Source organism: Dactylosporangium sp. CA-139066 (assembly GCF_050936175.1).
Lineage (GTDB): Bacteria > Actinomycetota > Actinomycetes > Mycobacteriales > Micromonosporaceae > Dactylosporangium.
The window spans coordinates 1334869-1347592 of the sequence record NZ_JBNJNH010000002.1; the positions used below are offsets into that span (position 1 = coordinate 1334869).

The following is a 12724-nucleotide window of genomic DNA, read 5'->3' on the forward strand; positions in this document are numbered from 1 at the left end:
CTGGCACCGGTCGTGCTCGACGGGCCTAATGTCCTCGGCCTTTGCTGGCTTCCGACTGCCGCTCGGTCGCCCTACGGAGAGCGTTCGTAGTCCTGTTGGGACAAAACGGACATTGTCGTGATTCGGGAGCAGGGCGTGCATTTCCTCTCCAGGATCTTCGCGATGTCCACGTTTTCGCATGATCGTTTAGTGTCGGAAGCGGCTGCATGCCTTCCGATGCGCGTCCCCAATGAATACTTAGCGGGCGCGCGAAGATGTGTCCGGTTTCAGTAATGGACCGATCACGCTCCGAGTTTTCGCAAGATCGGCTTTTTTCGGCTCGTGTAGGGTGCTGATAGACCGGCCGGCACCACCTCAAGGCCCACGTTCCCGCTGGACCGCGAGGTCGCCCAACCAAGCCGACGAAGCCAACCGCCCACGTCCCGCCCCGCCTCCGACCTCACGCGCGCGTATGTGCCCGGCACCAAGATCGTTTCCGGAAGCGCACGCGATCAGGCCCGGCCCGGCGGCGACGGACGGCGCAGGCGTCGCGCGGCAAAGGCGAAGGCGAGCGCCCGCCCGGCCGTGATGATCTTCGCTCTGTCCGATCGTGAGCGCGTGTGGGAGAACCGATCGTGGCCGCACCACCTGCGCTCGCACGCGCGGAGGGTGCCGTCCACGCCCCCCGCCGCGAGCGCCGGTGGGCTATAGGTACAGTCTTAACGATCGTTTAGTCCGACGCTTGACATGAGGTTAGGCTTTCTCCATGACGCTGGAACAGCATGTCGTTCGGCCGCCGGCTCAGTCGCGGGGGGCGGGGCCCGCTGGTCAGCGGCGGCGCTCGCGGCGCGACGAGATCTTGGAGATCGCCGTCGGGCTCTTTGCCACGCGTGGGTACCACGGGGTGTCCATGGATGACATCGGGGCGGCCGCCGGCGTGACCGGGCCCGCCCTGTATCACCACTTTGCCGGCAAGGAAGCCATGCTTGCGGCGGCGCTGATACCCGTGAGCGAGCAGCTGCTCGCCGGGGGGCAGGCGCGCATCGCCGAGGCCGGGGAGGACCCCGGCCGGGCGCTCGCCGCGCTCGTCGACTTCCATGTCGAGTTTGCGCTGGCCAACCCGGCCGTGATCGCGCTGCACCTGCACGAGCTCGATCGGCTGCCGGAGGAGCCGCGGCGGCAGATCCGGCGGCTGCAGCGGCTCTACGTCGAGGAGTGGGTGACCACGCTGACGGCGCTGCGCGGTGGGCAGCTCGACGCGGGGGAGGCCCGGGTGCTCGCGCACGCGGCGTTCGGTCTCATGAACTCGACGCCGTTCCTCGGGGGCGAGGTCGACCGCACGCGGCGCGCCGAACTGCTGCGGGCCGCGACACTCTCCGCGCTGCAAGGATAACGGTCGGCAAAGTTATCCACAGGCTCGCCGCATTCCTGCCCACAGAGTTATCCACAGGAGAACAGCAACGATGCTGAGCTCATTGCTCGTCGCCAACCGGGGAGAGATCGCGCGGCGGATTGTCCGCACGGCGCGTCGCCTGGGGATTCGCACCGTGGCGGTGTATTCCGAGGCCGATGCGGGGTTGCCGTTCGTCGTTGAGGCTGACGAAGCGGTGCTCATCGGGCCGGCCAATCCCGCGCAGTCGTATCGCAATACCGAGGCGATCCTCACGGCGGCGAAAATGAGCCGAGTTGAGGCGATTCATCCGGGATATGGGTTTCTGTCCGAGAATGCGGCATTTGCGGCGGCTGTGGCCGAGCATGGGCTCATCTGGGTCGGGCCCGGTGCCGAGGCGATCGACGCGATGGGCGACAAGATCAACGCTCGGAACCTGATGGCGGCCGCGGGAGTGCCCGTGGCGCCGGGGACCGAGGCGCCGGCGCAAAGCGCGGACGAGGCGCTCGCCGCGGCGGAACGGATCGGCTTTCCGGTCATGGTCAAGGCGGCGGCCGGCGGCGGGGGCATGGGCATGGCCGTCGCGAACGACGCCGACGGGCTGCGCGCCGAGTACGACAAGGTGCGCGCGTTCGCCGAGCGGATGTTCGGCGACGGGTCCGTGCTGATCGAGCGCTACTTCCCGAGGGTGCGCCACATCGAGGTGCAGATCCTGGGGCTGTGCGACGGGCGCGTGGTCGCACTCGGCGAGCGCGAATGCTCCGTGCAACGGCGCAACCAGAAGCTCGTCGAGGAGACGCCGTCGCCCGCGCTGACGCCGGCGCGGCGGGCGGACCTTCTCGCGGCGGCCGTGCGGGCCGGCGAGGCGGTCGGCTACCGCAACGCGGGGACCGTCGAGTGCCTGTACGACCCGGCCGGCGACCAGTTCTACTTCCTGGAGATGAACACCCGGCTGCAGGTCGAGCACCCGGTCACCGAGGCCGTGTTCGGCGTCGACCTGGTCGAGCAGCAGCTGCGGATCGCCTCGGGGCTCGAGCCGACGTTCGACCCCGGCGCGCTGACCGTGACCGGGCACGCGATCGAGGTGCGCGTCAACGCCGAGGACCCCAAGCGCTTCCTGCCGGGGCCGGGCACGATCACGACCTGGGTGGAACCGCAGACGGCCGGCGTCCGGGTCGACTCGGGGTACACCGAAGGCAACACCGTCACGCCCAGCTACGACTCGCTCATGGCCAAGCTGATCGTGCACGGCGAGGACCGGGCCGAGGCGCTCGCGCGGCTGAGAGCCGCGGTTCAGGCCTTCGAGGTCGCCGGGCCCAAGGTCAACCTGCCGTTCTTCGCCGAGCTGCTCGACAACCCGGAGTTCGTCAGCGGGGACTACGACACCGGCATCGTCGCGAGAATGCGGGCCGTCAAATGAGCTTCATCTCCATCCGCGAGGTCGGGCCGCGCGACGGGCTGCAGAACGAGGACCCGGTGCCGGCCGACGCGAAGGTCCGGCTCCTCGACGCGCTCTCGGCGACCGGCGTACAGCGGATCGAGGCGGTTTCATTCGTCCACCCCAAGGCGATCCCCCAGATGGCGGACGCCGCGCAGGTGTGGGAGCGGGCCGAGAAGAACAGGTCGGTGCGGTACTCGGCGCTGGTGCCCAACACGAAGGGCGCCGAGCGGGCGCTGGCCGCCGGCTTCACCGAGATCGAGGTGGTCGTGTCCGCGTCGGACACGCACAACCGGCGCAACGTGAACCGCTCGACCGAGGAGTCGCTCGACGACATCGCCGGGCTCATCGACCTGCTGCACCAGCACGGCGCGACGGCCGAGGTCATCATCTCCACGAGCTTCGGCTGCCCGTTCGAGGGCGACATCGACCCGGGCCGGGTGGCCGCGATCGTCGACCGCGCGGTGGCCGACGGCGCCGACCGGATCGCGTTCGGCGACACGACCGGCATGGGCACGCCCCGGCGGGTGGAGGAGGTCGTGCAGAAGGTCCGCGACCGCCACCCGGACCTGCCGCTGCTGCTGCACTTCCACAACACCCGCGGTACCGCGCTGGCCAACATCCTGACCGCGCTGCGGCTGGGCATCACCGAGTTCGACGCGAGCGTCGGCGGGCTTGGGGGGTGCCCCTACGCGCCGGGGGCGACGGGCAACGTGGCCACCGAGGAGGTCGTCCACATGCTGCACGACATGGGGTACGAGACCGGGATTGACCTGAAAGCCCTGCTTGAGGCGGCGCGGCTGGCGCAGGAGATCGTGGGGCGGGAGCTGCCGTCCGGGGTCCTGAAAGCGGGCCCGCGCATACCCTTGTGAGGCTTGTGCCCGATTCGCCCGGTGTTGTGGCGTGTCCCAGGCCGGGGCGGTTCGTTGCTCAGTACGGAAACAGTCACATGTAGGGCGTATGCCCGACATTGAGCCGTACTGAGAGGCGGAAATGGCCCAGTCGAGGAGCGAGCGCAACCCGCGCACGGCTTCGCTGCCGGCCGTTTCCCGCTGCGCGAGGTACGCCGTCCGCGGCCTGATCGTCGCCGGGTTCGCCGGCGCCGTGTGGCTGCTGTCGGCCTCCGCGGCGCACGCCTCGGACGGCTCGGACGCCATCGAAGCGCAGGTCACCGGCCTGCTCAACGGGGGCGGCATCCACCACCAGCACGCTGACCGGTTGACGGGCACGGTGCTCACGGTGCTGCGCCCGATGACGAAGGAGCCTGTGACTTCAACGGTCACCGGGGCCGTGACCGGCACCGTGCACCGGACGGTGACCGCACGCACAACCCGCTCGACGACGGTAGACGCGCCGAGCGCCAAGCACGCGAGCACCAGGAGGCCGGCAAAGGCCGGCATCGTCAAGACCCACTCGAAGCGGACGCAGGAGCCGGCCGTCCAGGCCGTGCCGGTCCGCTCCGGGTCCGTCGGCGACGTCACCGCCGCGGCGACCGGCACCTCTGTTGCCGGCGTCGACCCGGTCGTCGCCGCCGCCCGTGCGGCCGACCGCCTCCGCGCCCTCCCGGCGGCCGAGGCGCTGAGCGGCGCGCACGCCAAGCCGGTCGCCGACCGGACCGTAGCGCAGGGTACGCACCACGTGCCGCTGCTGCCCCGCCCGGCGCCCGTCCCGGCGCCGCCGGCGGCCGGCCTCACGTCGGGGGCGCCGAGCACCGGCTCGGGCCTCAACCAAGACGCGGGCGCCGCCGCCGCGTTGCCCGCCGCACCGGCCGGCGCGAAGGTGCTCACCTTCCGGCCGGAGGCGGTCGAGGACGTCGAGTTGCGGCTGCTCGCAGCCGAGAAGCCGACAGTCTCACCCGACTGAGGCGGCTCCGGCCAGCCAACGCGACGCGCGGCGGGCCGCCGGAAGCCAAGCCTTGGTCCCAGCGAACCCGCATCGACCACATCGCGGCATCTCGTAACACGCAATACGCACCACCGGGCGCACGTCGACAGGGCGGAGCCGGGCCGAGCCTGCCCGCACGCAGGTTCTGGGGCTCCAGTCCCGCGCCATTTGCAGTACCGAGAATCGAAAACTACCGAAGGGTCTCACTTCCACCATGAAGACGTGGGTTCGTAAGTCGCTCAACGTGGGCGTGCTTTCCGCGGGCTTCCTGCTCGTCTCGGGCGGGGTCGCGCACGCTTCCGACTGGACGACGGGCTACAACGCCGGCCTGCTCAACGGCAATCAGTTCGACACCACGCTGCAGGTGCCGGTCAACGTCTGCGGCAACTCGATCGCCGTGCTCGGCTTCGCCAACGCCCACTGCGGCGGCGGCGCCACGGCCGTCAAGACCGAGAGCGCCAGCGCCACCGAGAGCGCCACCACCGAGGACTGGACGACCGGCTACAACGCCGGCGTGGCCAACGGCAACCAGCTCGACACCACGCTGCAGGTGCCGGTCAACGTCAGCGGCAACGCCGTGTCGGTCCTGGGCTTCTCCAGCGCCCAGAGCGCCGGCGGGGCGACCGCGGTCAAGGGCGGCATCGCCTCCGACGACTCGCACCACGGCCGCCGCCACCACCGCCACGACGGCGACGGCAACGGCCAGGGCAACGGCGGGTACAACGGCGGCGCCAACGGCGGCTACAGCGCCTCCAACAACGGCAACTACGCCACCGAGAGCGCCGCGAACCGCACCGAGGACTGGACCTCGGGCTTCAACGCGGGCCTGCTCAACGGCAACCAGTTCGACACCACGGCCCAGCTGCCGATCAACGTCAGCGGCAACGCGATCGCGCTGCTCGGCTTCGCGGGCGCGTCCAGCCAGGGCGGCGCGTGGGCGGTCAAGGGCGAGAGCTACCAGGCCACCGAGAGCGCGCAGGCCACCGAGTCGAACCACACCACCGGGTACAACGCCGGCCTGCTCAACGGCAACCAGCTCGACACCACGCTGCAGCTGCCGATCAACCTGTGCGGCAACTCGATCGCGATCCTGGGCTTCTCCAGCGCGTCCTGCGGCGGCGGCGCCACCGCGGTCAAGGGCGACGGCAACGGCCAGGGCAACGGCCAGGGCGGCCACCGCCACCACCGCAACCACGGCGGCTGGGGCGACGGCAACGGCCAGGGCAACGGCGGCAACGGCTACGGCAACGGCTCGGACAACGGTGACGCCAACGGCTACGGCCCGGACACCAACGGCAACAGCAACGCCTACAGCCACGCCAGCGGCAACGCGAGCGACGTCAAGGCCAACAACGCCTCGATGACGCACAAGAGCATGCACAAGGCCAGCAAGAAGACCCACAAGGCGATCGACCTGGACGAGCACGCCAAGAACAAGAAGCACAACGGCACCGGCGCCGGCCTGTCGCCGGCCAGCGACTCGGGCTACGGCAACGGCTCGGGCGTGGGCGACGACAACGGCTACAACGGCCAGAACAACGGCGGCTACGGCAACGGCAACGGCAACGGCGACGACAACGGCGGCTGGGGCAACGGCGGCCGTCGTCACCACCGTCACCACGGCGGCGCGGGCCAGGGCAACGGCGGGGCCACCGCGGTGAAGGGCGGCTGCGGCGACTGGACGACCGGGTACAACGCCGGCCTGCTCAACGGCAACCAGTTCGACACGACCGTCCAGGTGCCGATCAACATCAGCGGCAACGCGGTCTCGCTGCTCGGCTTCTCGAACGCGTCGAGCTCGGGCGGGGCGCTGGCCTACTCCTGCTGAAGCGATAGCGGTACCCCCTGATCCGCAGGGGGTATCGGGACCCGGCTGGGCGCACGCCGACCCGCTGTCCGGAACGGGTCCGTCGCCGGAGTTGGAACTTCACCTCCGCGTCGGCTAACCTGAACGATCGTTAGGCATGAACGATCGTTCAGGCAGCCGACGCGGAGGTCGCACCATGGAGGGTGATGCCCTCACCCAGACGCGCAAGCGGGTCGAGGCCGGCGGCGCGGAGAAGTACCACGCGGCCAACGCGGCCCGCGGCAAGCTTTTCGCCCGGGAGCGGGTCGCCCTGCTCGTCGACGAGGGGTCCTTCGTCGAGGATGGCATGTTCGCCAACGCGCTGGCCGACGGTCTGCCGGCCGACGGGGTGATCACCGGCACCGCCACGGTCGACGGGCGGCCGATCTGCCTCATGGCCAACGACTCCACCGTCAAGGCCGGGTCCTGGGGCGCGCGGACCGTCGAGAAGATCATCCGGATCATCGAGAAGGCCTACGCGACCGGTGTCCCGATGGTGTACCTCGTGGACTCCGCCGGCGCGCGCATCACCGACCAGGTCGAGCTCTTCCCGGGCCGGCGCGGCGCCGGGCGCATCTTCCACAGCCAGGTGCGGGCCAGTGGCAGCATCCCGCAGGCCTGCGCGCTCTTCGGGCCCTCCGCCGCCGGGGGTGCCTACATCCCCGCGTTCTGCGACGTCGTGGCCATGGTCGAGGGCAACGCGTCGATGTACCTCGGATCGGACCGCATGGTCGAGATGGTCACCGGGGAGAAGACGACCCTCGAGGCGATGGGCGGGGCGCGCCTGCACTGCGCCGAGAGCGGCGTCGGGCACTTTCTGTGCAAGACCGAGCAGGAAGCCATTGATGCGGTACGCCGCTATCTCTCCTACCTGCCGTCGAGCTGGACGTCACAGCCGCCGGCCGCCGACGCCCGCGCCGAGACCGGGCTGCCCGAGATCCCGGCCAGCGAGCGGCAGGCGTTCGACATGCGCAAGGTCGTCAAGGGCCTGCTCGACGAGGGCTCGTTCTTCGAGATCCAGGCGCTCTGGGCGCGCGAGCTGACCGTCGGCTTCGGCCGCCTCGACGGCCAGGTGATCGGCGTGGTCGCCAACAACTCGATGTTCAAGGGCGGCGTGCTCTTCGTCGACTCGGCCGACAAGGCGACCCGGTTCGTCCAGCTCTGCGACGCCTTCAACGTGCCGCTGCTCTTCCTCGCCGACGTGCCGGGCTTCATGGTCGGCTCCGCGGTGGAGAAGCAGGGCATCATCCGCCACGGCGCCAAGATGATCACGGCGATCTCCGAGGCCACGGTGCCCAAGATCTGCGTCGTGGTGCGCAAGGCCTACGGCGCCGGCCTCTACGCGATGGCCGGACCGGGCTTCGAGCCCGACGCCACGATCGCGCTGCCGACGGCAAAGATCGCGGTCATGGGCGCCGAGGCGGCGGTCAACGCCGTCTACGCCAACAAGATCGCGGCGATCGAGGACGAGGCCGAGCGGGCCGCGTTCGTCGCCGCGAAGCGCGCCGACTACGAGCGCGACATCGACATCATGCGGCTGGCCAGCGAGCTCGTCGTGGACGCCGTCGTGGAGCCGGCGGCGCTGCGCGGCGAGCTCGTGCGCCGCTTCGCCGCGGCCCGGACCAAGGACCGCGCGTTCTCCCGCCGCCGCCACGGCGTGACTCCCGTCTGAGGGGCGATTGAGATGGTCGACTTCACACTGACCGAGGAGCTCGAGGCGCTGCGCGACAGCGTCCGCGAGTTCGCGCACGAGGTGGTCGCGCCGGTGATCGGCGACTACTACGAGCGGCACGCCTTCCCCTACGAGCTGGTCCGCCAGATGGGCAAGATGGGGCTGTTCGGGCTGCCGTTCCCCGAGGAGTACGGCGGGATGGGCGGCGACTACTTCGCGCTCTGCATAGCGCTGGAGGAGCTCGCCCGCGTCGACTCGTCGATCGCGGTGACGCTCGAGGCCGGCATCTCGCTCGGCGCGATGCCGATCTACCGGTTCGGCACGACGGCGCAGAAGGAGCAGTGGCTGCCGCGGCTCACCGCCGGGGAGGCCCTGGCCGCGTTCGGGCTGACCGAGCCCGGCGCCGGTAGCGACGCCGGCGGCACCCTGACCCGGGCCGTGCTCGACGAGGCGGCCGGCGAGTGGGTGATCAACGGGTCGAAGGCGTTCATCACCAACTCCGGCACCGACATCACCGCGCTGGTCACGGTCACCGCGGTCACCGGCGTCAACCCGGACGGCAGCAAGGAGCTCTCGGCGATCATCGTGCCCAGCGGCACGCCCGGGTTCACCGTCCTGCCCGGATACTCCAAGGTCGGCTGGTGCGCCTCCGACACCCACGAGCTGACCTTCGACGACGTGCGGGTGCCGGCCGCCAACCTGCTCGGCCGGCGGGGCCGCGGCTATGCACAGTTCCTGCAGATCCTCGACGAGGGCCGGGTCGCGTTCGCCGCGCTCGGCGTCGGCCTTGCGCAGGGCTGCGTCGACGAGTCCCTCGCGTACGCGCGGCAGCGGCAGGCGTTCGGCCGGACGATCGGCGACTTCCAGGCGATCAAGTTCAAGATCGCGGACATGGAGAGCCGGGCCCACACCGCGCGGCTGGCGTACTACGACGCCGCGAGCCGGCTGGTCAACGGGCGCGACTTCAAGCGGCAGGCCGCGATCGCGAAGCTCGCCTCGAGCGACGCGGCGATGGTCAACGCGCGCGAGGCGACGCAGGTGCACGGCGGCTACGGGTTCATGAACGAGACGCCGGTCGGGCGCATGTACCGCGACGCCAAGATCCTCGAGATCGGCGAGGGCACGTCCGAGGTCCAGCGGATGATCATTTCGCGGTCGATGGGGCTCTAGACCTGCTCTAGACCTGCTCTAGACCGGCTGCTATACCGGCCAGGTGTGGACCGGGACGTTCTCGTGGAGGCCCTCGGCGTACCGCTGCAGCATTTGGCGTAACGCCGTGGGCCGGTCCAGCCCGTGCCGCTCCTGCAGGGTCCGCACGACCTCGGTCTGCCAGGCGGCGCCGTTGCGCCCGGTGCGGCAGCGGCCCTCGATCACGCCGAGCAGCCGGTCCCGCGTCGCCGGGTGCACCCCGAAGCGGTCCAGCCCGGTGGCGGCCAGCGGCAGGAGCTCGTCGAGCACCAGGCCGGCGACCCCGACCTCGCCGCGCTCCGGCCAGCGGACCTGCGCCTCCAGGCCCTCGCGGGCGGCGGTGTGGAAGTTCTCCTCGGCCGCCGAGAACGACATCTGCGTCCAGATCGGGCGGTCCTGCTCGCACAGCTCGCGGACGAGGCCGAAGTACAGCGCGGCATTGGCGAGCTGGTCGACCACCGTCGGGCCGGCCGGGAGCACCCGGTTTTCGACGCGCAGGTGCGGACGGCCGTTCATGATGTCGTACACCGGGCGGTTCCACCGGTAGATCGTGCCGTTGTGCAGGCGCAGCTCGCCCAGGCGCGGCACCCCGCCGGCCTCGAGCACGGCCACCGGGTCCTCGTCCTCGGTGATCGGCAGCAGCGGCGGGAAGTAGCGGACGTTCTCCTCGAACAGGTCGAAGATCGAGGTGATCCAGCGCTCGCCGAACCAGACCCGCGGCCGCACGCCCTGCGCCTTGAGCTCCTCGGGCCGGGTGTCGGTGGCCTGCTCGAACAGCGCGATGCGGGTCTCGGCCCAGAGCCGCTTGCCGAAGAGGTACGGCGAGTTGGCCCCGACGGCGACCTGGATGCCCGCGATGGCCTGGGAGGCGTTCCAGTACCGCGCGAACTCCTCCGGCGCGACCTGCAGGTGGAACTGCACGCTGGTGCACGCGGACTCGCCGGCGATCGAGTCGGACTGGGCCTCGAGCCGCTCCTGCCCGCGGATGTCGAGCGTCATGTCCTCGCCGCGGGCGTTGATGATCTGGTCGTTGAGCAGCCGGTACCGCGGGTTGTCCGACATGTTGGCCAGCACCAGGTGCTCCGGGCGCAGCGTGGGCAGGATGCCGATGAGCACCAGGCGGGCGTCGGACTTGTGCGCGCGCTCGTCGGCGTGCACGAGGCTCGCGAGGAGCTCGCGCTCGTACACGTCCAGGCCGTCGCCCTCGATCACGCGCGGCGCGACGTTGATCTCGAGGTTGAACTGGCCCAGCTCGGTCTGGAACGACGGGTCGGCGAGGTCGGCGAGGACCTCGGCGTTGCGCATGGCCGGCTGGGCGTCCGGGTCGATGAGGTTGACCTCGATCTCCAGGCCGGTCATCGGCCGGTCGGAGTCGAACCGGAAATCGTTGAGCATGAGTGCGAAGACGTCCAGGCATCGGCGTACCTTTCGCCGATATCGAGCACGGTCCTCACGCGAGAACGAGCCCCGTGTGACGTCCTGGCCCATGCCTGCCCCCTGGCCCTATCTGGACCCCTCACGTTAGGAGCAGTCCAGATGTACCGCTAGGGACAAAGCGGGCATCATGTCAGCCGAGGGTGAGCGAAACCTTGCAGAGGGTGGGAGATTTCGCCCACCCTCTGCACGATGGTCAAACTCCGGCAATTGGTGCCGGTCTTGCACTTTTCGGGTCAGGACTGACGGACGCCCTCGGCGCCGATCTCGATCTTGACCTTCTTGCCGACCAGGACGCCGCCGGTCTCGAGGGCCTGGTTCCAGGTGATGCCGAACTCCTCGCGGTCGATCTCGGTCGTCGCGCTGAAGCCGATGACCTCCTGGCCCCACGGGCTCTTCGCGTGGCCTTCGAACTCGACGTCGAGCTCGACCTCGCGGGTGACGTCACGGATGGTGAGGTCGCCGATGAGCTTGAACTCGTTGCCGGACAGCCCGACCACGCGGGTGCTCTTGAACGTCAGCGCCGGCCACTGCTCGACGTGCAGGAAGTCCGGGCTGCGCAGGTGGCCGTCGCGGTCGGCCACGCCGGTGTCGATGCTGGCCGCGTCGATGCTCACTTCGACGTGCGACTGCAGCGGGTCCTCGGCGATCACGATGCTGCCGCTGGCGCTGGTGAAGCCGCCGCGAACCTTGCTCACCATCATGTGCCGGGCGGTGAAGCTGACCCGGGTGTGCGCGGGGTCGAGCTCGAACTTGCCGGGCGTCGGGATGGTGAGACCGTTGTACTCGCGGGTGTTCGCGGGTGCCGTCATGGTGACTCCCTCGGTTGTGCGGTTCTGAAGAAGATTGCCACCGCAAATATACACACGACAGACTCTCGTTCGTCAAGTTCTCTGGTAGACTCGCACTGTGACCGACGAAATGCTGGAGGATCCGCGAATCACCGCCATGGGCCTGTTCGTGGAGGCCTTCTCCGGGGTGAACGCGCGACTCAACGTCCAGCTGGCCGAGCACGGTCTCGGCAACGTCGACTTCGAGGTGCTGGTGCGCCTGGCCCGCTCGCCGGGCGGCGAGCTGCGGATGACCGACCTGGCCGCGCAGACCGGCCTGTCCACCAGCGGCGTGACCCGGGTGGTGGACCGCCTGGAGCGCGACGGACTGGCGACGCGCCGCGCCTGCCCGACCGACCGCCGCGGCTCGTTCACCGTGATCACGCCGGCCGGCCTGGACAAGATGCGGGAGGTGCTGCCGGGCCACCTCGCGCTGATCGAGGAGTGGTTCACGGGCCGGTTGTCGCCGGCGGCGCTGGAGTCGCTGCTGACCGGCCTGCGCACGATCCGCGACGCGGTCCGCCCGGAGGCCACCTCGGGCGCCGCGTCGATGCGCCCCGCGGCCTGAGACCGGCTCGACATCTCCTTCGCCTCCCGGCGGTTGACCCTATCTCCGATGTGTACGTCTGACGGACGGGTCGTTGGTTGACGCCGGATTTGTCGGGCGCAAACCCCGCGCCCGACAAATCCGATATTTCAACATATAGCCGGGCGGTGTGCGCATGCCCAGCGTAGCGGCTCGATCGCGCTGCGTGACTTGTGATGGTTTCACGGGAAACATGGCACTTCGTAGCTCCTGCGCCGCGCATGTCCGAAATATCGGATATGCGCCGACAATGCGGCGGCCGCACTTCGGGGCGCTTCAGTGGCCGCGACGATGCCGTCCGACCGGTCGCGGATCCTTGCGGAACGTGAGAAACATTCGGAACCGTGGGTCAAGGCGCCTACCGGCAGAAACACCGGCAGGTCTGGGTCTGACTGGGGTACAAGTCGGAAAAATCGGTTCTGAGCGGTTGCGGCTGGGCTAGCGTCGTCGGCCGGGGAGGTGCAGCGCGCCCCGGTG

General features: G+C 69.9%; 10 protein-coding genes. 8 read left to right on the top strand and 2 right to left on the bottom strand.

The window, feature by feature from the left end:
* Nucleotides 1–745 precede the first annotated feature (745 nt).
* The 7 genes from ACQEVU_RS50930 (at nt 746) to ACQEVU_RS50960 (ending at nt 9379) form a co-directional block, all read left to right on the top strand.
* Nucleotides 746–1372: a TetR/AcrR family transcriptional regulator gene (locus tag ACQEVU_RS50930; RefSeq protein ID WP_433337738.1), complete on the top strand. Its 627-nt coding sequence runs from the start codon at nt 746–748 to the stop codon at nt 1370–1372.
* Nucleotides 1373–1442: 70 nt separating this feature from the next.
* The gene (locus ACQEVU_RS50935) at nt 1443–2789 is read left to right on the top strand and encodes an acetyl-CoA carboxylase biotin carboxylase subunit (protein ID WP_433337740.1); all 1347 of its coding nucleotides are present in this window, start codon (nt 1443–1445) and stop codon (nt 2787–2789) included.
* Nucleotides 2786–3679, top strand: a complete 894-nt coding sequence (locus ACQEVU_RS50940) for a hydroxymethylglutaryl-CoA lyase (RefSeq protein ID WP_433337742.1) — start codon at nt 2786–2788, stop codon at nt 3677–3679. The genes ACQEVU_RS50935 and ACQEVU_RS50940 overlap by 4 nt, the downstream gene beginning before the upstream one ends.
* Nucleotides 3680–3800: 121 nt before the next feature.
* Complete coding sequence (locus ACQEVU_RS50945) at nt 3801–4670, top strand: hypothetical protein (protein WP_433337744.1); 870 nt, start codon at nt 3801–3803, stop codon at nt 4668–4670.
* Nucleotides 4671–4905: 235 nt separating this feature from the next.
* Complete coding sequence (locus tag ACQEVU_RS50950) at nt 4906–6519, top strand: chaplin family protein (protein WP_433337746.1); 1614 nt, start codon at nt 4906–4908, stop codon at nt 6517–6519.
* A gap of 175 nt (nt 6520–6694) precedes the next feature.
* On the top strand, nt 6695–8209 hold the full coding sequence (locus ACQEVU_RS50955; protein WP_433337748.1) for an acyl-CoA carboxylase subunit beta: 1515 nt from the start codon (nt 6695–6697) through the stop codon (nt 8207–8209).
* A 12-nt stretch (nt 8210–8221) separates the two neighbouring features.
* Nucleotides 8222–9379 (top strand): acyl-CoA dehydrogenase family protein, encoded by a 1158-nt coding sequence (locus tag ACQEVU_RS50960; protein ID WP_433337750.1) that lies wholly within the window; start codon nt 8222–8224, stop codon nt 9377–9379.
* A gap of 30 nt (nt 9380–9409) precedes the next feature.
* Here ACQEVU_RS50960 and ACQEVU_RS50965 read toward each other — a convergent pair whose 3' ends face one another.
* Nucleotides 9410–10885 (bottom strand): glutamate-cysteine ligase family protein, encoded by a 1476-nt coding sequence (locus ACQEVU_RS50965; protein WP_433337752.1) that lies wholly within the window; start codon nt 10883–10885, stop codon nt 9410–9412.
* A gap of 182 nt (nt 10886–11067) precedes the next feature.
* Nucleotides 11068–11643: a YceI family protein gene (locus ACQEVU_RS50970; protein WP_433337754.1), complete on the bottom strand. Its 576-nt coding sequence runs from the start codon at nt 11641–11643 to the stop codon at nt 11068–11070.
* A 97-nt stretch (nt 11644–11740) separates the two neighbouring features.
* Here ACQEVU_RS50970 and ACQEVU_RS50975 point away from each other — a divergent pair, with 97 nt between their 5' ends.
* Nucleotides 11741–12229 carry a MarR family winged helix-turn-helix transcriptional regulator gene (locus tag ACQEVU_RS50975; RefSeq protein WP_433337756.1) on the top strand — a complete coding sequence of 163 codons (489 nt, stop codon included), beginning with the start codon at nt 11741–11743 and terminating at the stop codon, nt 12227–12229.
* Nucleotides 12230–12724 lie beyond the last annotated feature (495 nt).

What these genes read in the sequence shown, in the direction of transcription:
- ACQEVU_RS50930 (WP_433337738.1), top strand. Translation starts at nt 746, where the DNA reads ATGACGCTGGAACAGCATGTCGTTCGGCCGCCGGCTCAGTCGCGGGGG.
- ACQEVU_RS50935 (WP_433337740.1), top strand. Translation starts at nt 1,443, where the DNA reads ATGCTGAGCTCATTGCTCGTCGCCAACCGGGGAGAGATCGCGCGGCGG.
- ACQEVU_RS50940 (WP_433337742.1), top strand. Translation starts at nt 2,786, where the DNA reads ATGAGCTTCATCTCCATCCGCGAGGTCGGGCCGCGCGACGGGCTGCAG.
- ACQEVU_RS50945 (WP_433337744.1), top strand. Translation starts at nt 3,801, where the DNA reads ATGGCCCAGTCGAGGAGCGAGCGCAACCCGCGCACGGCTTCGCTGCCG.
- ACQEVU_RS50950 (WP_433337746.1), top strand. Translation starts at nt 4,906, where the DNA reads ATGAAGACGTGGGTTCGTAAGTCGCTCAACGTGGGCGTGCTTTCCGCG.
- ACQEVU_RS50955 (WP_433337748.1), top strand. Translation starts at nt 6,695, where the DNA reads ATGGAGGGTGATGCCCTCACCCAGACGCGCAAGCGGGTCGAGGCCGGC.
- ACQEVU_RS50960 (WP_433337750.1), top strand. Translation starts at nt 8,222, where the DNA reads ATGGTCGACTTCACACTGACCGAGGAGCTCGAGGCGCTGCGCGACAGC.
- ACQEVU_RS50965 (WP_433337752.1), bottom strand. Translation starts at nt 10,885, where the DNA reads ATGGGCCAGGACGTCACACGGGGCTCGTTCTCGCGTGAGGACCGTGCT.
- ACQEVU_RS50970 (WP_433337754.1), bottom strand. Translation starts at nt 11,643, where the DNA reads ATGACGGCACCCGCGAACACCCGCGAGTACAACGGTCTCACCATCCCG.